The organism is Streptomyces pratensis (genome assembly GCF_016804005.1).
GTDB lineage: Bacteria > Actinomycetota > Actinomycetes > Streptomycetales > Streptomycetaceae > Streptomyces > Streptomyces pratensis_A.
The window spans coordinates 1,098,996-1,119,685 of sequence record NZ_CP051486.1; the positions used below are offsets into that span (position 1 = coordinate 1,098,996).

Sequence of the window (20,690 nt, forward strand, 5' to 3'; positions counted from 1 at the left end):
TCCTCGGGAACTCGACCGTTGCATTGTCTGCAACGGTCATTGCGCATATCGCTTAACGCTGTCTAACATCCGAGCCGATGCCGGGTCAATGGTGAGCACCGGCGCCCACGGCCGACCCTGAGGAGCCCAGAGTGTCCGGATACGCAGCCAGGACAGCCACCGCGGACGTCGTCTGCCTCGGTGAGTCCATGGTGACGTTCCTGCCCTCACAGCCGGGCCGCCTCGCCGACGTCCCGTCCTTCGGCCGGGGCATCGGCGGCGCCGAGTCCAACGTCGCCTGCGCGCTCGCCGCCGGGGGCCACCGGGCGAAATGGGTCGGCCGGGTCGGAGCCGACGGCTTCGGCGACCACCTCGTCGACACGATCGCCGGCTACGGCGTCGACACCTCCGCCGTACGCCGCGACCCGGGCCGCCCCACCGGCATCTACTTCCGCACGGCTACGGACCGCGCCACCGACGCCCACGAGGTGGCGTACTACCGGGCCGGCTCCGCGGCTTCCGCGATGTCCCCGCACAACGTCCCGTACGACGACCTCCTCTCCGCCCGCGTCCTGCACCTGTCCGGCATCACCGCCGCGCTCTCCGCCGACTGCCTGGAACTCCTCCACGACCTCACCGCCCCCCGCGACGGCCGCCCGCTGGTCTCCTTCGACGTCAACCACCGCCCCGGCCTGTGGCGCGACGGCGAGGCCGGCCCCGAGGTGCTGCTCGCCCTCGCCCGCCGCAGCGACCTCGTCTTCGTCGGGGAGGACGAGGCGGAGGAGGCCTGGGGCGTCCACGGCACCGAAGCGATCCGCGCCGCCCTTCCGGAGCCGGACGTCCTGGTCGTCAAGCGGGGCTCGGACGGCGTCACCGTCTTCTCGCGTACCGGGGACAGCCCGGAGACGGACACCGTCACCACCGTTCCCTCCCTCCACGTCGACGTCGTCGCCGCCGTCGGCGCGGGGGACGCCTTCGCCGCCGGGTTCCTCTCCGCCACCCTCCGCGACCTGCCCGTACGCGACCGCGTCCGGCACGGCCACCTCATGGCCGCCGCCGTCCTCACCGTCCCCGGCGACCTCACCGGCCCCCCGCCCCGCGCGTACGCCGACAGGCTCGCCGCTCTGGACGACGAGGCCTGGGGCACACTTCGTCTCGGCCCCGGCTGGACAGCCGCCGCCGGGGCGAACGAGGAGGTACGAGTCACATGAGCCAGACCGTCGACCGCGCGCTGAGCATCCTGCCGCTGCTCGCCCAGGGCCCCGCCGACCTCGGCCAGGTCGCGATACGTCTCGGCGTCCACAAGTCCACGGCGCTGCGCCTGCTCCGTACGCTCCACGAACACGGACTCGTCTACCGCCAGGAGGACCAGCGCTACCGCCTCGGCGCCCGGCTCTTCGCCCTCGCGCAGGAAGCCGTCGAGAACCTCGACGTACGCGAGATCGCGCACAGCCACCTCGTCGCACTCAACGAACAGTGCGGGCACACCGTCCACCTCGCGGTCTACGAGGAGAACGAGGTCCTCTACATCGACAAGGTCGAGAGCCGCTACCCAGTGCGGATGTACTCAAGGATCGGCAAACCCGTCGCGATCACCGTCGCCGCGGTCGCCAAGCTGCTCCTGGCCGACCTCACCGAGCCCGAAAGGCGCGCGATCGCCGAACGGCTCGACTACCCCATGTACACGTCCCGTTCGGTCCCGAACGCCGGCGCGTTCCTGAAGGAACTCGCCGTCGTACGCGAACAGGGCTGGGCCACCGACCTCGGCGGCCACGAGGAGTCCATCAACTGCGTCGGCGCCCCCATCCGGGGCGCGGACGGGCGCGTCGTCGCCGCCATGTCGGTGTCCGCACCGAACGTGGTCGTCACGGCCGAGGAACTCCTCACCCTGCTCCCGCTGGTGCGACGCACCGCGGACACCATCAGCCGGGAGTACTCCGGCACCACCCCCACCAAGAAAGCCTGAACCGCCATGACCGAGAAGACCGCCCTCACCCCCAGCACCCACACCGCCCCGCCCGCCAAGTTCTCGCACGGCGTGAAGAAGGGGAACATCCTCCAGGTCGCCGGTCAGGTCGGCTTCCTGCCCGCCGTCGAGGGCCAGGCCCCCACCCCGGCCGGCCCGACGCTCCGCGAGCAGACCCTTCAGACCTTCGCCAACGTCAAGGCGATCCTGGAGGAGGGCGGCGCGAGCTGGGACGACGTGATGATGATGCGCGTCTACCTCACGGACGTCGACCACTTCGCCGAGATGAACTCGATCTACAACGAGTACTTCGAGGAGCAGGGCCTCAAGGCACCCGCCTCCGCGCGTACGACGGTGTACGTCGGCCTGCCCAAGGGGCTGCTCATCGAGATCGACGCGCTCGCCGTCCTCGGCTGATCACCTGATCCGCCGGCCCGGCGATCCGCCGCCGGAGAGCCGGCTCCCCTGAACCGCTCACCCCACGGCACGGCGCCCCACCCCTCCCGCACGGGGCGCCGTGCCGCGATCCCCCCTGCCCGAAGGGCCCCGTCACCAACGGAGTTGACCGCTCATGCTGCTCGCCGCCGCCCCCGCCCCCGAGGCGCCACCCCACACCGGTGGACTGCTGCTCCTGATCGGCGGGACCCCCGGTCTGCTGACCGTCGCCGCTCTCGGGATCGCGCTCCTGCTCTTCCTGATCATCAAGGTCAGGCTGCAGCCGTTCGTCGCGCTGCTCGCCGTATCCATAGCCGTCGGCCTGGGTGCCGGTCTCTCCGTCACCGAACTCTTCGGCACGGTCCAGAAGTCAGCCGCCGTCTCGGTCATCGAATCCGGCATGGGCGGCATCCTCGGGCACGTCGCGATCATCATCGGCCTCGGCACGATGCTCGGCGCGATCCTCGAGGTGTCCGGCGGCGCGGAGGTCCTCAGCACGCGCCTGCTGAATCTCTTCGGCGAGAAGCGCGCCCCGCTCGCCATGGGCCTCACCGGCCTCATCTTCGGTATCCCGGTCTTCTTCGACGTCGGCATCTTCGTCCTCGCGCCGATCGTGTACGCCGCCGCGAAGCGCTCCGGCAAGTCGGTCGTCCTGTACGCGATGCCCCTGCTGGCCGGGCTCTCGATGACCCACGCGTTCCTGCCGCCGCACCCCGGTCCGGTCGCCGCCGCGGGCCTCTTCAACGTCTCCCTCGGCTGGGTCATCCTGATGGGCGCAGTCGTCGGCATCCCGTCCGTCCTCGCCGCCTGGGGCTACGCCGCCTGGATCGGCAAGCGCGTCTTCGTCGACGTACCGCAGGACATGGTCGAGGCGGCCGAGGAGTCCAAGGCAGCGGTCGTCGCCGAGCAGCGCGCCGCGGGCGTCACCCCGCACGAGCGGCCCGTCGCGCTCGGCACCGTACTCGCGATCATCGGTACCCCGCTGATCCTCATCCTGGCCGCGACGTTCTCCTCCATCGCGCTGGACCCGTCCACCCTGCGCTCCGTCATCGAGTTCTTCGGCAACCCCTTCGTCGCGCTGACGATCGCCCTGTTCCTCGCCTACTACCTCCTGGGCATCCGGCGCGGCTGGTCCCGCAAGTCCCTGGAGTCGGTGTCCACGGCCTCGCTGAAGCCCGTCGGCAACATCCTGCTGGTCGTCGGCGCGGGCGGGATCTTCGGAGCGGTGCTCAAGGGCAGCGGCATCGCGGACGCGCTCGCCGACACCTTCAACGACGTCGGTCTGCCGGTCATCCTGCTCGCCTGGCTGATCTCCGTCGTCCTGCGGGTCGCACAGGGCTCGGCGACGGTCGCGATCGTCACCACCGCGGGCATCGTCGTCCCGCTCGTCGAGGGCCAGGACATGTCGCAGGCCCACCTCGCGCTGATCATCATGGCGATCTCGGCGGGCTCCATCTTCGCCTCGCACGTCAACGACGGCGGGTTCTGGATGGTCGCGAAGTACTTCGGCATATCCGAGCGCGACACCCTGAAGACCTGGACGGTGCTGGAGACGGTCCTCTCGGTCGCCGGCTTCGTGGTCGCCGCGGCGCTCAGTCTGGTGATCTGAGGCCGTTGTCCTCGTCCCCGCACCCGGGGGCTCGGCCGACAGCGCCGAGCCCCCGGCGCCCTTCCGATCACCGCCCCGTGGGAAGAGCCGGGGCTACGGGACGGCACCGGGCTGTGACGCGCGCACACCGAGGCGGTGCCCGACCCGAAAGGCGCCCGACCCGAAAGGCGCGACGCGCCCCCTTGTGCGATCGGGCATGATGCGCTTCGTTGATCGACATGGCGGAGACAAGCGAGACCACAGGGGCGGGGGAGCTCGGCTCCCGGCCGCGTAAATCCAGCTGGCGCTACATCGGGCCCGGCATCGTCGTCGCGGCCACCGGTGTGGGAGCGGGGGACCTGGTCGCGACGCTCATCGCGGGCAGCAAGTTCGGCTACACCCTCATGTGGGCGGCCGTGATCGGCTGCCTCGTCAAGATCTCCCTCGCGGAGGCCGTGGGCCGCTGGCACCTCGCGACGGGCCGCACCCTCTTCGACGGGTGGCGCACCCTCGGCGGGTGGACCACGGGCTACTTCGCCGTCTACGTCGTCATCTGGGGCTTCGTGTACGGCGCGACGGCCATGTCCTCCAGCGCCCTGCCCATCGTGGCGCTCTTCCCCGACGGGCCCGGCCTGAAGACCTGGGCGATCATCACCGGGCTGGTCGGCCTGGTCTTCGTCTGGTTCAACCAGTACGCCGTCTTCGAGAAGGTCATGACCGTCCTGATCGGCGTGATGTTCGTCGTCGTGGTCTACGTCGCGATCAGGGTGTCGCCGGACATCGGCGCCTCCTTCGCGGGCCTGCTCCCCGTTCTCCCGGACGGCTCGCTGGTCTACACCCTCGGCCTGATCGGCGGGGTCGGCGGCACCATCACCATGGCGGCGTACGGGTACTGGGTCAACGCCAAGGGATGGTCCGACACCTCCTGGATGAAGGTGATGCGGATCGACAACCGGGTCGCCTACATCACGACCGGCATCTTCGTCGTCGCGATGCTCATCGTCGGCGCGGAGCTGCTGCACTCCTCGCAGATCGCGCTGACGAAGGGCGACCAGGGGCTGATCGACCTCGGTGACATCCTGGAGGACCGCTTCGGGGCGGGCACCGCCAAGCTCTTCCTGGTCGGGTTCTTCGCAGCCTCGTTCTCGTCGCTCATCGGCGTGTGGCACGGCGTGAGCCTGATGTTCGCCGACTTCGTGGAGCGGATCCGGGCCGCTCGCGGCGTCACGGGCGAGGAGAAGGCGACCCGTGAGACCGTGAGCCGGCAGGAGCGGTCCGTGCCCTTCCGCGCGTACCTGCTCTGGCTGACGTTCCCGCCGATGACGCTGCTGTGGCTGGACGAGCCCTTCGGGCTGGTCATCGGCTACGGGGTCCTGGGCGCGTTCTTCATGCCGTTCCTGGCCCTGACCCTGCTGTGGCTGCTCAACTCCTCCCGCACGCCGAGGGAATGGCGCAACGGCTGGCTGAGCAACGGGATGCTCGGCGCCGCGGGGCTGCTGTTCATCGTGCTGTGCGTCAAGCAGGTGATCGACCTGCCCTGGTGACGTCCGCGCGTCCGAGGACACGCAGCAGCGCCGCCGGGGGAGCGGCGGCGCTGCTGGACCGTAGGGGCCCCGGTGTTACGGCAGGCCGTGGACGTGCGGGCCGACCGCCTTGGACCAGGCGTTGCCCGCCGTGGCGTCCCAGTTCGTGGACCAGGTCATCGCGCCGCGCAGGTCCGGGTAGGTCCTGGACGGCTTGAAGGAGCCGCAGCTTGTGCCCTTGGCCAGGCAGTCGAGTGCCGCGTTCACGACGGACGGGGCGACATAGCCGCTGCCGGCGCCGCGCGTGGAGGCGGGGACGCCGAGGCCGACCTGGGACGGGGCGAGGCCGCCTTCCAGCTGGATGCAGGCGAGCGCGGTGAGGAAGTCCACCGAGCCCTGCGAGTAGACCTTGCCGTCGCAGCCCAGCATCGAACCACTGTTGTAGTACTGCATGTTCACGACGGTCAGGATGTCCTTGATGTTGAGCGCCGTCTTGAAGTACTCACCGGACGTCGACTGCATGTCGATGGTCTGCGGGGCCATCGTGATGACGAGGCCGGAGCCCGCCTTCGACGACAGGGAGCGCAGGGCCTTCGTCATGTAGGTGGAGTTGAGGCCGTTCTCCAGGTCGATGTCGACACCGTTGAAGCCGTACTCCTGGATGAGCGCGTACACCGAGTTCGCGAAGGCGGTGGCGGAGGCGTCGCTGTTGACGGCGACGGACCCCTTCTCGCCGCCGACGGAGATGATGACGTTCTTGCCGGCGGCCTGCTTGGCCTTGATGTCGGCCTTGAACTGGTCGACGGTGTAGCCGTTCAGCCCCGCCGAGTCCAGGTTGAAGGTGACGGCGCCGGGCGTGGCCGTGGCGTCCGCGAAGGACACCGCGATGATGTCGTAGTCGGCCGGGACGTCGCTGAGCTTCTGGACGGTGGCGCCGTTGTCGAAGTTCTGCCAGTAGCCGGTCACCGCGTGCTTGGGGACCGACGTCACCGGGCCGGGGCCCGGGTCGGTGGCCTTCGCCGTACGTCCGCTGACGGTCGCCGACCTGACGGACTCACCGGCGGCGTTCGTCGCGCTGACGGAGAACTGGTACGCGGTGTCCGCCGCGAGACCGGTCACCGTCGCGGAGGTGCCGGTGGAGGTGGTCGCCTTCGTGCCGTTCCGGTAGACGGTGTAGCCGGTGGCGCCGGAGACCGCGTTCCACGTGAGGGCGACGGAGGAGGATGTGGTCGTGCCTACGGTCAGCCCGGCGGGGGATCCGGGGATCGCCGGCTCCGGGTCCGTGCCACCGCCGCCGTCCGGCCCGGTCACCTGGACGTCGTCCGCGAAGTAGGCGGCCTGGCCGTACCAGCCGTGGGTGTAGACGGTCACGGAGGTGGTGGAGGGGCCGGTGGTGAAGCTGGTCCTCAGCTGGGTCCAGCTGCTGGACCCGGGCGACCAGGTGGAGACGTCGGTCGTGCCCGTGCCGCCGACTCCGATGTAGGCGTAACCACCCTGGACCCAGGAGCTCAGCGCATAGGTCGAGTTGGGCTTCACGGCGACGGTCTGCGTGCACTTGGCGTTGTCCTGCCCGGCCGGAGTGGCCTTGAGCGCGGATGTGCCGCCGTGCACGGGGGAGGAGACCGTCGCTCCGCTGCCGCCGGAACAGGTCCAGTTGGCGAGCCCTGACTCGAATCCGGCGTTCTTGGCCACGTTGACGTCGGCTGCCTGGGCGGTGCCGACGAGCCCGGTGACGGCCAGCGCGCCGGCTGCGAGGCCGGCGACGGCCCCGCCGAGGAGCGGCCGGACCCGGCGTCTTCTGTGCCTGCTGCTGCCTGCGGAGCGTTCCACTTGCTGCCTCCGGTGGGCGAGTTGGGGGTGCTGGCGGGAACGGTGGCCACCGTTGGCCGATAAACTGGTCCAGACCAATCAAGTTGTCAAGACCTCTGGCGCCCCTGATGCGTACGGCGGGTGCGTCGGGAGGGCGGGACAAGGGGGCGCGCTCACCTTCGAGTGACGGCTCCCGCTCGCGCGGGCCCACTCGCACGGGTGACTTGGCCGGAAGGCGTCGAGCGTGACGGAGTGGATATCGCGGAGGTGCGGGGAAAGCGGCCGCAATCCGGGCTGACGTGGGCGGATGAATTCCACCGGATTTCAAACCCGGTGGGCCGGGGTAACTCTGCGCAGTGGTGCAGGAGTTAACGAGCTTGCCTTCGTCCGATTTCGTACGGAGGCGTAGCGAACGCCTGTGCCGTACCGTCTTGGTACCGGGTTCCGATATCTGTTCTCTGCCTGGTCCGACGTGGCTAAAGTGCTGGGGAAGAAGCGCGGAGCAGGAGCGATTGCGGCCGGAGTCCCCCCGACGACGGCCGGAGCCGGAACGGGGAAGAGCGTGCCGACCGCAATAGCAGTGACCAGTGCTGATCTCGTGCTACCGCCGACCGATCAGCAGACACCCACGGCGGCCCTGCTGCAGGCACCCGAAGCCCAGCCCCTCGACCTCGCGATCGGTGACATGAACCTGCTCCTGGAGCAGCACGGTTATGTGATCGCCGTCTATCCCGCCGGCATCAGCCCCGCACACGAACGCAGACTGCACGCCATCCGTTCGGTCCTGGAGAGCGACCGCATCGCCCTGCTGAGGACGGACCTGCCCCCACTCGGTGTGGCCGTCCTCGTGCGGCAGCTGCGCCAGCTCTCCATCTGCGATTTCAGCCCGGGAGTGGTGGCGTCGGCGGCCCGGCTGCTCGCCCACTACATCTACGCCGGAGCCCTGCTGAACTCGGTGGCCAGGCTCGACAGGGTCCCCGTCAGCCTCAAGACCCACGCCAAGTCCTGGCTGCCGGGATCCCAGTTCGCAGTGCTCGCCGGACCCAGTCCTCAGCTGATCAGGATCGGCCCCTCGGCCGAACTGCCGACCGGTCCGCCGTTCGCCACCCAACTGCTGGTCGCCAAAGGGCAGTTGTCGTCGGAATGGGTACAGCAGACCCTGGCCCCGGCATGGGGGGTACAGGCCATCGGGGAGTGTGCGCTGCCTTCCGGATCGCCACGCTGGTGGGGCACCGGGAAGCTGGTGGAATTCGCCTCCTTCCTTCCGGACGTCTCGGTGATCTACCAGCTCGTTTCCTCCGTGCGCCGGGAAAGCTGCCACTGGTGCGGAATGGAGCTCATCGGCGACCGCTGCGGGTTCTGTTCCTCCCCGCTGGCACCGCCGGAGAACCGAATGCGCTCCCCGGGTGTCCTGAGCCTCGGCGCGGCCGCGCCGCCGAGCACCTAGCATGCCCGGGGCTCTCCGCGGACACCGCGCATCCCTTTCCGCCCGCCCCTCCACGCATCCGAATCGAACGAGGTTGTCCGGCCCATGAACTCCCGCCAGCGCCGCGGCGTGATACTCCTGCTCCTGTCGGTCCTGTGCGCCTTCGGTGCCTTCGCCGGGGTGCTCTCGGTGATCAGCGACGTCAACTCGAAGGTAGGGCCCGAGGTCGACGCCTACCGGCTCAAGGAGAACGTGGCCCCGTACACGGACCTGACCGCCGGGCAGTTCGAGAAGGTCTCCATGCCGAAACGCTGGCTGTCGGACAACGCCGTCACGGAGATCGACGAGATCGACGGCAAGATCGCCGTCACCGAGCTGCAGAAGGGTTCCCTGATGCAGTCCGACATGATGGTGAGGAGCCCGGAGCTGAAGCCGGGCGAGCAGGAGATCGCCATCATGATCGACGCCGCGACGGGAGTCGCGGGCAAGATCCGGCCGAACGACAAGGTCAACATCTACGCCACGTTCGCGAGCGAGCGGGAGGGTGAGGCCTCCCAGTCCAAGGTCATCGTCTCCAACGCGAAGGTCCTCGACGTCGGCGAACTGACCGCCCTGGAACCGAGGAAGGACGACAGGAACCAGGCGACCGAGGCCGTCCCGATCACCTTCGCGCTCAACACGCTCGACACCCAGCGCGTCGCGTACGCGGAGTCCTTCGCCCAGCACGTGCGTCTCGCACTGATCGCCCCCGGCAGCGACAGCACCATCCGCCCTGGCGACAGGACCTACACGCTCGACAAGGACAAGTGAGGATCGGATGACCACCAGAATCCTCCCGGCGGTCGGTGACCCCGACGCGGCCAGGTCCGTGACCACCCTGCTCAGCCAGCTCCCCGACGCGGAGCCCGCCGCTCCGGTCGGCGACTCGACGCAGCTCATCGACACCCTCGCCCGCCTCGCCGGCGAGTCCGTCGAGGAACTGCCCGAGGTCGTCCTGGTCCACGAGGGCATCGGCCCTGTGCCCGCCCTGGAGCTGATCCGGGAGGTGTCCCTGCGCTTCCCCGCCGTGGGTGTCGTGCTGATCACCGCCGACGCGAGCCCGGGCCTCTTCGCCGCGGCCATGGACGCGGGAGCGCGAGGCCTGGGCACCCTCCCCCTGAGCTACGAGGAGCTCGCCAACCGGGTGCAGGCTGCCGCGCAGTGGTCCACCGGCGTACGACGCCACCTCGGGGCGGGCGGCGACGTGTTCACCGGCCCCGGAGGCACGGTCGTCACGGTGACCGGGGCCAAGGGCGGGGTCGGGACGACCGTCACCGCCGTACAGCTGGCCCTGGCCGCACAGGCCTCCGGGCACACCGCCGCGCTCGTCGACCTGGACCTCCAGACCGGTGACATCGCCGCCTACCTCGACGTGCAGTTCCGGCGTTCCGTCGTCGACCTCGCGGCCATCACCGACATATCACCGCGCGTCCTCTCCGACGCCGTGTTCTCCCACACCACCGGCCTGGCGCTGCTGCTGGCGCCCGGGGAGGGCGAACGCGGCGAAGAGGTCAGTGACCGGTCCGCGCGCCAGATCGTCAGCGCGCTGCGCTCGCGCTACGAGATCGTCGTCATCGACTGCGGAAGCCAGATGAACGGGGCCAACGCCGCGGCGGTCGAGATGGCCGACGCTGCCGTGCTGGTGACGACGCCCGACGTCGTCGCCGTGCGGGGCGCCAAACGCATCGTGCGGCTGTGGGACCGGCTCCAGGTCCGCAAGGCCGAGGAGACGGTGATCCTCGTCAACCGCTTCAACCGCAACACGGAGATCCAGCCCGCCCTGATCCAGCGGATCACCGGGACCCGGATGGCGGGCACGGCGGTCCCGGCGAACTTCAAGGAGCTCCAGGGCGTCGTGGATTCAGGCCGGATGCACGAGCTGGACCCACGCTCCACCGTGAAGCAGGCCCTCTGGGCCCTGGCTGGAGAGCTCGGACTCGTGAAGCCCCCGCGGGGGGCGGAGGCGCGCGGCGGCATGCCGCGCGGCGACCGGGGCTCGATCGGGGACCGTAAGCGCAAGGGCGGCACGACCAGCGGGGGAGGCCGGCAGTGACGAGCGACGCGGGAGAACCCGGCCGCATACGGACACGGCTGAGACGCGACCGCATACGGACACGGCTGAGACGCGACCGCGGGCAGATGAGCGTCGAGTTCACCGGGATGGTGCCCATCATCCTGGTGACCCTGGTGCTGCTCTGGCAGGCGGTCCTGGTGGGCTACACGTTCACACTGGCGAGCGGGGCGGCGGACGAAGGCGTACGCGCAGCGGTCGGGGACAGCGCGACCAGCTGCCGGGCCGCCGTGCTCGAACGGCTCCCGGGCGCCTGGGAGGACTCCCTGACCGTCGCATGCGAACCGGGAAGCGACGTGTTCAGGACCACCGTCACGCTGGAAGCACCCGCGCTCTTCCCCGGCTTCGCCAGTCTTCCCATCCCCGTCACGGCAACGGCCGGCGCGGCCGCGGAAGGGGAGTGACGCGTCATGGCACCCGTACGCATCCCCTGCGCGGCCGGACGGAGACCGGGACGGGCCAGGACCAGGGTCAGGGACCGCGGCTCGACCGCCATCGAGTACCTCGGCTTCCTCCCCGTCCTCATCCTCATCGGCCTCGCCGGCATCCAGCTCGGCCTGATCGCCTACACCGCCCAGCAGGCGGGCACCGCGGCCAGAGCCGCCGCGCGTACCGCCGCGCAGGAGGACGTGTCCGGGTCCTACGCGCAGGTCGGGAGGGCGTCCATGACCGGCTGGGTCGCCGAGCGGTCCCGGATCTCGCCGCCCGCGGGCGGCGACGCCGTCACGGTCACGGTCACCGTCAGGATCCCGGACATCCTGCTCGGCCTGCTCGGTGACCGGACGGTCGAGAAGTCCGCCACCATGCCGCGCGACTAGGCGCCCCCATCCCATCCGAGGAGTACCACCCATGAGCCTGCGGGCACGCATCACCGCCCCCGAGGAGCGCGGAGGGGGACGGGAGGACGGCCACCTGGTCGCGACGTACCGCGCGAAGCTCCTCGAGGAGATCGACCTCGCGGAGATGTCCTCTCTGGCCACGGCGGACCGCCGCGCCCGGCTCGAACGCGTCCTGGGCCACATCATCAGCCGTGAGGGCCCGGTCCTCTCCACCCTCGAACGCGCCCAGCTCATCCGGCGCGTCGTCGACGAGGCACTCGGGCTCGGCGTCCTCGAACCGCTCCTGGAGGACGCCTCCATCACGGAGATCATGGTCAACGGACCCGACCAGATCTACGTCGAACGGGCGGGCAGGGTCGAGCAGCTCCCCCTGCGCTTCGCCAGCCACGAACAGCTGATGCAGACCATCGAGCGCATCGTCTCCACCGTCAACCGGCGGGTGGACGAAGCCAATCCGATGGTCGACGCCCGCCTCCCCAGCGGAGAACGCGTCAACGTCATCATCCCGCCACTTTCGCTCACCGGCGCGACGCTCACCATCCGGCGCTTCCCCCGGTCCTTCTCGCTCCAGGAGATGATCGGCTTCGGCTCGCTGGACCAGCACATGCTGCTGCTGCTCGCCGGACTCGTCCAGGCGAAGTTCAACGTGATCGTCTCCGGCGCCACCGGCACCGGGAAGACCACGCTGCTCAACGCGCTCTCCGGGCTCATCCCCGAGGGCGAGCGGATCGTCACCATCGAGGACTCCGCCGAACTCCAGCTCCAGCAGAAGCACGTGATCCGGCTGGAGTCGCGTCCCCCGAACGTGGAGGGGAAGGGCCAGATCACCATCCGCGACCTGGTCCGCAACTCCCTGCGCATGCGCCCCGACCGGATCGTCGTCGGTGAGGTCCGGGGCGGCGAATCGCTCGACATGCTCCAGGCGATGTCGACCGGCCACGACGGTTCGCTGGCCACCGTCCACGCCAACAGCGCCGAGGACGCTCTGATGCGGCTTCAGACCCTCGCCTCGATGTCCGAGATCAAGATCCCCTTCGAGGCCCTGCACGACCAGATCAACAGCGCCGTGGACGTGATCGTCCAGCTGACCCGGCACGCCGACGGCAGCAGGAGGGTCACCGAGATCGCGGTGCTCGACTCGCACGGCCGTGACCCGTACAGGATCGTCACCGTCGCCCGGTTCGACGCCCGGCCGATGGACACCGACGGCCGGATCCACGGCGACTTCCAGGCCCTCCCGCTCCCGCGTCGCATCGCCGACCGGCTCTACATGGCCGGACAGCCGATCCCCCAGGCCTTCGGGGTCGCCCCGTCAGACGAATACCTCGCCACCCGAGAGGCCAGATAGGTACCCCGACATGGACAACCTCGCACCGCTCACCCTCGGCGTCACGCTGCTGTGCTGCGTACTCGCCGTCCTGGGTCTGCACGCCTACACCTCGGGCAAGGCCCAGCGCGAAGCCCTCGTCGACCGGCTCTCCGCGACCGACCGGATCGAGATGGGTCCGCAGCGCCGCTTCCGGGGGGTCGACCGCCGGCTGCGCCGCACGAGACTGGGCAAGAGGATCGAGCTGAAGCTCGCGGCCACCGGCCTCGACGTCACTCCGGGCGAGTACTTCCTCTACGTCGTGGCCGGGGTGGCGGCCGTCTGGCTGATCGCGGCCTCCGTCCTTGCCTCGTTCTTCGGCCCGCTCGCCGGACTCGCCGGGCTCTGGGCTGCCGACACCTTCCTGAACTGGCACCGCACCAAGCGCACCGAAGCCTTCATCAGCCAGCTGCCGGAGATCTCCAGGGTGCTGGCCAACGCCACCCAGGCCGGGCTCTCCCTGCGTACCTCCATCGCCATGGCCGCCGACGAACTCGAAGCGCCGGCGGGCGACGAACTCCGCATCGTCGCCGACCAGCTGGGCGTGGGCCGTACACTCGACGACGCGCTGGACGAGCTCGCCACCCGACTGCCCTCCCGCGAACTGGTCGTCCTCGTCGCCACCCTGATCCTCTCCAACCGGGCCGGCGGCCAAGTGGTCTCCTCGCTGCGCAACCTCACCATCACCCTGGAGGAGCGCAAGGAGACCCGGCGCGAGGTCCGCACCCAGCTCTCGCAGATCACCGCCACCGCGTACGCCGTCCCCGCGATCGGCGTAGGCGCGATGCTCCTCATCAACTCGATCCTCCCCGGAGCACTCGACAGGATGACGGGAACGTTCCTCGGACAGGCCGCCGTCGTCGTCTCGCTCGGCCTCTACACCGTCGGGTTCATCGCCATCCGCCGCATTTCCAAGATCGATATCTGAGGAGGGGACCGATATGGAACTGCTGCTCGCTCTCGTCGTCGGCCTCAGTGTCCTCGGCGTCTTCAAGGGCGTACGGATGTACCGCGCCGAGGCCACCCTCCCCAGCGACCTCGCCCTGGCCCTGGAAGTGGGCTCGACCCGCACCACGGCGGTGGGCTCCGGCCTCGACCGGCTCGGAATGCGCTGGGCGCCGCTGGTTCTGCGGCTGATGGGGCCGAAGAAGGTCAGCGCGAAACGCCACAAGATCGATATGGCGGGCAACCCCGACGGCCTCACCATCGACCGCTACGCCGCCCGCCGAGCCGTGTACGGCGGCCTCGGCGCCTTCGCGGCCTTCGCGATGCTCGCCGGCGGCCAGTTCTTCATGGCGCTCCTGATGATCGCCTTCGGCCTCTTCTGGGGCGAGGTCGGCATCTGGGCCGCCATCCGCAAACGCAGGGACGACATCGACCGCACGCTTCCCGACTTCCTGGACGTCCTCGCCGTCGTCGTCTCCGCCGGACTCGGTTTCCGGCAGGCACTGGACCGGGTGTCGGAGAAGTACACAGGCCCCTGGGCCGACGAACTGCGCATCACCCTGCGCCAGATGGACATGGGCATCAGCCGCCGCAATGCCTTCGACGAACTGCGCAGGCGCAACGACTCCGAACAGGTCGCCATGTTCGTCACCGCACTCCAGCAGGGCGAGGAACTCGGCGCACCGATCGTCGACACCCTCATCGCCATCGCAAATGACATGCGCCGCACCGACGCGCAGAACGCCCGGCGCAGAGCGGCCAAGGCCGTCCCCAAGGCGACCCTGATGGTCACCACCTTCATGATCCCCGCGACCGTGATCCTCATGGGTGCCGCCATGCTGCTCGGATCCGGCACCGATTTCGGATCCCTGACGGGGGAGTGAGCGAGTGTCGACGACGAAGTTCCCGCCCAGGGGCGGCCGGGCAGCCGAGCCCGCGTCACCGCACCGAAACCCGTCCCCGTCACATGCAGGGGGAGGGACTCTTTCGCGACTGCAACCTGTTGTGGCACAGTCTTCGGCTGAAGGAATCCATACCGGGGTAAGCATCCCCAACGGGTGCGAGACCAGCGTCAGTTCTAGGGAGGCGGAGGTCATGGAACTCAGCGAACCGATGGCCTGCCGACGCGGTACGGCGCGGGTATCGGGGCTTGGGGCGCGAGGGACGGATCGCCATGGCTGAACGGGGGAGGTCAGGCACGAACGCGGCGACGCGAACCGGGCCGAGGCCGACGCGATCGGGCCAACGCGCTTTCTGGGCCCGACTTTGGGACCGGAGGGCCTGCGGCGGGCGGGGTATCCGCCTTAACGTTTCATACGTCGCAAACGGCACCGGCTTGGAGGAAGCCGGAAACGGGCGCGGCGCCACAGAGTCTTATGCATCGGCCGGCAACCGGCCGGCCGAACCCGGAGGGGAACACCATGAGCAAGCTGATGCTGAAGGCGTCCGTCAATGCCAAGGTCTGGGCGAACACGTCCGTCGAGCGCCTGAAGGCTCGGGCGGACCGGGACCGGGGGCAGAGCTCGGTGGAGTATCTGGGCATCATCGTGGTGGTTGTGGCGATCATTTTGGTGCTGATGACGACGAACCTCGGCAACGCGATCTCAACGGCTCTCACCACGCAGATCGGCAAGATCACGGGTGGTTAAGGACAGCAGCGCAGGCTCGTGAGGTAGGGCAGGCCTTTCCCATTTACATCATGGTGGTGGCAGGCCTGCTCTTCCTTGCGTTCGCCTACTTCGCCGTCGGCCAGGCTTCGATGAAGAAGAACGAGGCCCAGACCGCCGCAGATGCCGCAGCGCTCGCGGCGGCGATGGACGCGCGCGACCAACTGAGCTGGCCGGAAGTCTTCAACCTGGACGAGTGGGACGACCTGCTGAATGGGCAGGGAGCTCTCTCGGGCTCCTGTGACGCAGCCGCCAGGCTGGCTGCCGAGAACGATGCCCACCTGAGTGGGACTGGGGACTGCCACGCGGTCGATTGGCCAGAGGTCTCGTACACCGTCACGGTCGAGACGAACAAGCCCGTCGGCGACTCGGTGATCGCCAGTACGACGACGACTCAGGCCAAGGCAACCGCACGAGCGGTGATCGAACCGCGCTGTCGTATCGAAGAGGACACACGTCCCGCGCCGAGCCCTCCGACGGATGACGACGACACGGACGAGTCCGAGGAGCGGAAGGCGTACAAAGCCGTCTGCGATGACGAAGACTTGGACTTCGATATCGACCCCAAGAACCTCCACCTGCTGCCGGACCTGGCAGACCTGTTCTCCGTCCACCTGGCCGACAAGTGATGAACGACATCGAGAGGACCACGCCGATGCGTGCAGCCATGACCCGGATTCGCTTCAAGGGGGCCGCTGTGGCGGCTGCCTCTGCAGCCATGGCTGTCGTGCTGACGGCATGTGGCGGCGACGGAGGTTCGGACAAGTCGGAGGGCAAGCCCAAGGAATCCTCCACCTCCTCCGACAGCCAGAAGAATGAGGCCCCAGAGCCCGAAGCGACGGACGAAAACCAGGTGCTGGCCACGATCAAGGGCAAGGACGGTGTAGAGGTCATTGTCAGCTCGGCCGAGCGCGAGTCCGGCGGGTTCATCACGGTCAAGGGGCGGGTGAAGAACGGATCTCAGCAGATCTGGACCGCCGCTGGGTGGCAGGGAACTGAACAGGAGGTGGTGGGTAACGGAGCGTCAATGGCTGGCGCGACGTTGGTAGACCAGTCAGGGAAGAAGCGCTACCTGATTCTCCGTGACACTGACGGCCGCTGCCTGTGTACCAAGTTTGATGGGCTCGCGCAGGGAGGGGAAGCACCATTCTTCGCACAGTTCCCCGCCCCTCCGGCAGAGGTCACCGACGTCGACTTCCAGATCCCCACCATGCCCACCGCGACGATCAAGATCTCGGGGTGATGACCGTAATGCAGCCACCTGCCCCCACACGAGCCACACCCCGAAGCGCGCTCCGATGCCGCGTCGGGCTGTCCGCCGCTGCGGCGATGGTCCTCAGCACCTCGACGCTCTGGGGAGCCACCCCCGCAACGGCCGACGACAACCCCACCGCCGTTCCCTCCGCCTCGCCGCCAGTCGAGGTCGACCCGAACGCGCCCGGTCTGATGCTCGGGGACGGTGCGACCCTTGGGGACATCCGTGTGCTCGACATCAAGTCCGTCGTCGAGGACCTGGGCGGTGAGGAGCGCCGCGAGGACACCAACGTGGACATCACCTTCGCCCTCCAGGCCGAGGTGCTCTTCGGCAAGGACAGCGCGAAGCTGAGCGGTGAGGCCAATGCCCGCATCACTGCGATCGCCCAGGAGATCAAGAACCAGAAGGCGACCAAGGTCCGTGTCTTCGGGTTCACCGACGACCTCGGCTCCGAGGCCCACGGTGATGTCCTCTCCAAGCAGCGGGCCGATGCCGTGTCCGGAGTGCTCTCCCCGGGGCTCCCGAACGTCACCTTCGAGATCCGCGGCTACGGGGAGGACTACCCGATCGCCGACAACACGACCGAAGAGGGCCGTAAGAAGAACCGCCGCGTCGAGGTCACCTTCCAGCGCGACGGCGCGTCTTAAGTAGGCACAGATTTCCAGCGCCGGACGGTAGGAGCGAAATGCAGTCGAGGCCCGTAGCCGGTGCTGCCGCCGGGGTGGCGGCAGCACTCTGTGTGGTGCTGCTGACGGGCACCGTGGCGGCGGGCCCGCGCGCGGACGATGCCCCGGGAGGCGCCGCCTCTTACCGGCCTGCGCAGGGCTCCGTGTACGTCACCGGTACGTAGTCGAGCGCGGACGGGCCCCGGCTGGAACGGGCGAAGGTCTACTCGGACACCATCGGCCCGGGGCAGAAGAAGTACTACCGGGTCCGGCTGGACGACACCTCCAACGCGTTCGTCTCCACGGTGCTCGCCCCGCCCCCGGCACCGGCACCGGCATCCTCGACGGAATCCAGGTCGACCTGACCTCGGCCACCGGCACCCCGTGCGGTTCGAGTCCGGCCGCGTACTTCGGCGATGACACCACCCGTCCGATCGCCGGCTACGCGTCACGTCGCATCAAGAAGGACGCGGGTGCCTGCCAGCAGGCCGGGGACTACCTCTACACCGTGACACGGGTGGGTACGAAGACCGGCGGCGGAGCCGAGTGGCCGATCGAGCTGACCTACATGGCGGAACCGGGACTCAAGCCCGGTACGGCCGACCCCCCAGGCGCCGACGTCCTGGAGCTCGAAGGCGCCGTCCCCGCCCGACGACACTCCGCAGAAGGTGAGCGGCGGCACGGGCTTCAACGACGCGGCAGCCGTCGACGAGGGCACCTGGCGGGACGACCTGCAGCCAGGCGACAGCCGCTTCTACAAGGTGCCGGTCGCCTGGGGCCAGCAGCTCTTCCTGCGGGCCCAGCTGGCCAACGGCCCCACGGACGGCACGTCCTTCACCGTCAAAGGCCTGCGCCTCGCGCTGTACAACACGGCGCGAGGCCCGGTCTCCGACAAGAGCATCGGCTACAGGGGCGCCCCCGTAGGAGTCGGCCTCGGTACGGCCCAGGCCGCCTAGCGAACTGGTTCGGGGGAAGAACGACCGCGGAATCGGCACCGGGACGGCGCTGGTCCTGGGCGCCTGGCAGCTCCTGAGCCGTCGCAGGCGTCCGGCCGAGGGGAGCACGGGCGTCGCCTACAGCAGGTGATCGGCCTTGCCGGCCTTGATGTCCCGGATCATCTGCTGGAGGGCCTCGCGGCTGTCGGTGAGGTAACGATCCTCCGCCCCCACGAGGGCGACGTAGCCGTTGCCTTGCGTGTCGGTCCCTATCCGGAAGCAGGAATTTCCTTCACCGCAGAACGGCTCTTCCCACTGGACGTCTGGCATGGGTCTTCTCCTCAGAGTTGGTGGGCGATGGCGCGGATGAAGTCCCGCGATTCACGAGGTGGCAGGGCGATCCGCTCCATCCAGTCCAGGTGAGCCCGGTACTTCGCCAGTTGGGTCTCCGAACAGACGAACACCGGGCCGTGCGAGTTGTCGATCTGCACGGTGTCCAGCCCTGGCACCGCGCCGTCCGCGTACAACACCGTCTGCCCGGCACCGGGGAATGCCCCCGCGACGAAGGGGACGACCAGCAGCCTCATGTTGGGCTGCTCGGACTTCTCCAGCAGGTTCCCCAGCTGGGCCCGTGCCACGGAACGTCCGCCGAACTGCATCCGCAGAGCGGCCTCGTGGACGATGGCGGTGTACGAGGGGGGTGCGTCACCGTCGAGCACGGCTTGACGCTCCACGCGGTGGGCCAGCCGCAGGGCGATCTCCCGTTCCGGCAGCTGGGGAATGACCACTCGGAACAGAGCCAGGGCGTGGTCGGTCGTCTGCAGAAGGCCAGGCATGTGCATCGCGTAGGCCGCCCGCATCCGCAGCGCGTGGGCCTCCAACTCCGCGATGTCGAGGAGCCCCTGGGGCAGCGCGTCCCGGTACTTCTCCCACCAGCCTCGGCTGCGGGGCTGTGCCATCTCGACCAGGGCGTCAACGTACTTTGCGTCGGGACAGCCGCAGTTGTGGGCCAGGGTGCGCAGTCGGTCCGGGCTGATGGGCCGAGTACCCGACTCGATGTTCGAGATCTTGCCACGGTCGACGCCGAGGAGCCCGGCCGCGGACTCGGCCGATACGCCGGCTGACGTGCGCATTCTCCGCAGCTCCGCCCCAAGTCGCTTCTGGCGTTCGGTGGGGGACGTCCTCGCTGCCATGCCGTTCCTCTCCGCGTGCGGTCACCGGCAGTCTGCCGCGTGTATCCGGGGCGCATCCACGAAAGGGTGCACTTCCTTCCGCAAGAGGGCAATTTTGCCCCCCATGCGCCTACATTGAGTTCCGTTACCGCACACGCCACGTAGAGCCGAAGTGCATCGCACGGGCCTGCCCGAACCTCCTGCCCTGGGAGGGGCAGGCCCGCGCCAGGGAGACAGGCCACAGCTCAACCGCAGCGGCGGTGACCCCGTCAACTCAGTCCCGGATCCAGGGAGTCAGCCATGCACCCGTACGCGCCACCGCCCCCACCCGCCGCCGCGCTGTGCCCCGTGAGTGCGCCCCTTCCCGCCCCCGGGCTCGTGCTCAGCCTCACCCTGCCCGGAGACCCGCGCAGCGCGGCGGTCGGGCGGCGCGCTGTCGCCGCCTCGCTGCCGGCTTACGGGCTCCCTTCGTACGCCTGGCCGGTCACGCTCGCCGTCACCGAACTCATCGCCGTGAACGCCGCGCTGACCCCCGGCCGTGAGCTCTACCTCTCCCTCCGCCACCGCGACGACGCCCTCCGCATCGTCCTGTGGGACCAGCACCCCCGCCACGCCGACCCGGACACGCTCGCTCTCTGCGCGGCCCGCCGCCGCCGCGCCCTCTGGCTGCTGGCGGCGGTCGTCGACGACTGGGGCGGCGAGTGGGGCGTCACCGAGGGGCCGCCGCCGCACCGGGGAACCAAGTCGTGGGCTCTCCTTCCGGGGTGACACCGGGAGGGGAGCGACGAGGGAGGGGATGTTGTACTGGATGGAGTGGTGGGGTCTCCATCATGTTTCCGGGGCGGTTCCGACGTCGTCGCCTTGCAGAGCTCTGAGGGACATCGTCACCCGTTCGCGGGTCAGGTCGATGCCGAGGATCTCGGCACTGATCTCCTGACCGAGGGACGCCACCTCCGACGGGTGGTCGATGTGCCGCTTCGACCAACTGAAGGCCCCCGTAGTGGCGAGGG

23 protein-coding genes and 1 pseudogene are annotated in these 20,690 nt (G+C 69.2%); 20 read left to right on the plus strand and 4 right to left on the minus strand.

The genetic code is table 11. The features are described 5' to 3' along the window. Positions 1 to 131: 131 nt before the first annotated feature. The 5 genes from HED23_RS04910 (at position 132) to HED23_RS04930 (ending at position 5,512) form a co-directional block, all read left to right on the plus strand. Positions 132 to 1,190 (plus strand): sugar kinase, encoded by a 1,059-nt coding sequence (locus HED23_RS04910; protein WP_203182195.1) that lies wholly within the window; start codon positions 132 to 134, stop codon positions 1,188 to 1,190. Continuing rightward, positions 1,187 to 1,945 carry an IclR family transcriptional regulator gene (locus HED23_RS04915; protein WP_203182196.1) on the plus strand — a complete coding sequence of 253 codons (759 nt, stop codon included), beginning with the start codon at positions 1,187 to 1,189 and terminating at the stop codon, positions 1,943 to 1,945. The genes HED23_RS04910 and HED23_RS04915 overlap by 4 nt, the downstream gene beginning before the upstream one ends. A 6-nt stretch (positions 1,946 to 1,951) precedes the next feature. Then, positions 1,952 to 2,362, plus strand: coding sequence for a RidA family protein (locus tag HED23_RS04920; RefSeq protein WP_203182197.1), 411 nt, complete (start codon positions 1,952 to 1,954; stop codon positions 2,360 to 2,362). 154 nt (positions 2,363 to 2,516) lie between these two features. Continuing rightward, positions 2,517 to 3,989, plus strand: coding sequence for a GntP family permease (locus HED23_RS04925; RefSeq protein WP_203182198.1), 1,473 nt, complete (start codon positions 2,517 to 2,519; stop codon positions 3,987 to 3,989). A 218-nt stretch (positions 3,990 to 4,207) separates the two neighbouring features. Continuing rightward, positions 4,208 to 5,512, plus strand: coding sequence for an Nramp family divalent metal transporter (locus tag HED23_RS04930; protein WP_203182199.1), 1,305 nt, complete (start codon positions 4,208 to 4,210; stop codon positions 5,510 to 5,512). A gap of 75 nt (positions 5,513 to 5,587) precedes the next feature. On the opposite strand, the gene HED23_RS04935 is transcribed toward HED23_RS04930, so the two are convergent. Continuing rightward, on the minus strand, positions 5,588 to 7,321 hold the full coding sequence (locus tag HED23_RS04935) for a chitinase (RefSeq protein ID WP_203182200.1): 1,734 nt from the start codon (positions 7,319 to 7,321) through the stop codon (positions 5,588 to 5,590). A 559-nt stretch (positions 7,322 to 7,880) separates the two neighbouring features. Between HED23_RS04935 and HED23_RS04940 the strand changes: the two genes are divergently transcribed. From HED23_RS04940 to HED23_RS05005, 14 genes and pseudogenes are all read left to right on the plus strand, one after another. Further along, a complete protein-coding gene (locus HED23_RS04940) occupies positions 7,881 to 8,747 on the plus strand; it encodes a hypothetical protein (RefSeq protein WP_203182201.1) in 867 nt (288 codons plus the stop codon). 84 nt (positions 8,748 to 8,831) lie between these two features. Then, on the plus strand, positions 8,832 to 9,536 hold the full coding sequence (gene cpaB, locus HED23_RS04945) for a Flp pilus assembly protein CpaB (protein WP_203182202.1): 705 nt from the start codon (positions 8,832 to 8,834) through the stop codon (positions 9,534 to 9,536). A gap of 7 nt (positions 9,537 to 9,543) precedes the next feature. Beyond that, positions 9,544 to 10,818, plus strand: coding sequence for an AAA family ATPase (locus tag HED23_RS04950; protein WP_203182203.1), 1,275 nt, complete (start codon positions 9,544 to 9,546; stop codon positions 10,816 to 10,818). 86 nt (positions 10,819 to 10,904) lie between these two features. After that, positions 10,905 to 11,240, plus strand: a complete 336-nt coding sequence (locus HED23_RS04955) for a pilus assembly protein (RefSeq protein WP_238441845.1) — start codon at positions 10,905 to 10,907, stop codon at positions 11,238 to 11,240. Positions 11,241 to 11,246: 6 nt separating this feature from the next. Beyond that, the gene (locus HED23_RS04960; protein ID WP_203182204.1) at positions 11,247 to 11,654 is read left to right on the plus strand and encodes a TadE/TadG family type IV pilus assembly protein; all 408 of its coding nucleotides are present in this window, start codon (positions 11,247 to 11,249) and stop codon (positions 11,652 to 11,654) included. Positions 11,655 to 11,685: 31 nt separating this feature from the next. After that, a complete protein-coding gene (locus HED23_RS04965; RefSeq protein WP_203182205.1) occupies positions 11,686 to 13,023 on the plus strand; it encodes a CpaF family protein in 1,338 nt (445 codons plus the stop codon). 10 nt (positions 13,024 to 13,033) lie between these two features. After that, positions 13,034 to 13,969, plus strand: a complete 936-nt coding sequence (locus HED23_RS04970; protein ID WP_203182206.1) for a type II secretion system F family protein — start codon at positions 13,034 to 13,036, stop codon at positions 13,967 to 13,969. Positions 13,970 to 13,982: 13 nt separating this feature from the next. Further along, positions 13,983 to 14,870 (plus strand): DUF5936 domain-containing protein, encoded by an 888-nt coding sequence (locus tag HED23_RS04975; protein WP_203182207.1) that lies wholly within the window; start codon positions 13,983 to 13,985, stop codon positions 14,868 to 14,870. Between the two features lie 537 nt (positions 14,871 to 15,407). Beyond that, complete coding sequence (locus tag HED23_RS04980) at positions 15,408 to 15,635, plus strand: hypothetical protein (RefSeq protein WP_203182208.1); 228 nt, start codon at positions 15,408 to 15,410, stop codon at positions 15,633 to 15,635. Positions 15,636 to 15,673: 38 nt separating this feature from the next. Continuing rightward, a pseudogene (locus tag HED23_RS04985) lies at positions 15,674 to 16,282 on the plus strand (pilus assembly protein TadG-related protein); the annotation flags it as partial. After that, positions 16,282 to 16,896, plus strand: coding sequence for a hypothetical protein (locus tag HED23_RS04990; protein WP_238441846.1), 615 nt, complete (start codon positions 16,282 to 16,284; stop codon positions 16,894 to 16,896). The pseudogene HED23_RS04985 and the gene HED23_RS04990, both read left to right, overlap by 1 nt. 8 nt (positions 16,897 to 16,904) lie before the next feature. Continuing rightward, positions 16,905 to 17,555, plus strand: a complete 651-nt coding sequence (locus HED23_RS04995; RefSeq protein WP_203187362.1) for an OmpA family protein — start codon at positions 16,905 to 16,907, stop codon at positions 17,553 to 17,555. A 38-nt stretch (positions 17,556 to 17,593) separates the two neighbouring features. After that, on the plus strand, positions 17,594 to 17,758 hold the full coding sequence (locus tag HED23_RS05000; protein WP_203182210.1) for a hypothetical protein: 165 nt from the start codon (positions 17,594 to 17,596) through the stop codon (positions 17,756 to 17,758). Between the two features lie 483 nt (positions 17,759 to 18,241). Next, the gene (locus HED23_RS05005; protein WP_203182211.1) at positions 18,242 to 18,529 is read left to right on the plus strand and encodes a hypothetical protein; all 288 of its coding nucleotides are present in this window, start codon (positions 18,242 to 18,244) and stop codon (positions 18,527 to 18,529) included. A 117-nt stretch (positions 18,530 to 18,646) separates the two neighbouring features. Here the strand turns inward: HED23_RS05005 and HED23_RS05010 are convergent, their stop codons facing one another. Next, complete coding sequence (locus HED23_RS05010) at positions 18,647 to 18,838, minus strand: hypothetical protein (protein WP_203182212.1); 192 nt, start codon at positions 18,836 to 18,838, stop codon at positions 18,647 to 18,649. Positions 18,839 to 18,849: 11 nt separating this feature from the next. Then, the gene (locus HED23_RS05015; RefSeq protein ID WP_203182213.1) at positions 18,850 to 19,701 is read right to left on the minus strand and encodes a helix-turn-helix domain-containing protein; all 852 of its coding nucleotides are present in this window, start codon (positions 19,699 to 19,701) and stop codon (positions 18,850 to 18,852) included. A gap of 279 nt (positions 19,702 to 19,980) precedes the next feature. Here HED23_RS05015 and HED23_RS05020 point away from each other — a divergent pair, with 279 nt between their 5' ends. Then, complete coding sequence (locus HED23_RS05020) at positions 19,981 to 20,448, plus strand: ATP-binding protein (protein ID WP_203182214.1); 468 nt, start codon at positions 19,981 to 19,983, stop codon at positions 20,446 to 20,448. A 60-nt stretch (positions 20,449 to 20,508) separates the two neighbouring features. Here HED23_RS05020 and HED23_RS35830 read toward each other — a convergent pair whose 3' ends face one another. Next, on the minus strand, positions 20,509 to 20,649 hold the full coding sequence (locus tag HED23_RS35830) for a hypothetical protein (protein WP_338019621.1): 141 nt from the start codon (positions 20,647 to 20,649) through the stop codon (positions 20,509 to 20,511). Between the last annotated feature and the right edge of the window lie 41 nt (positions 20,650 to 20,690).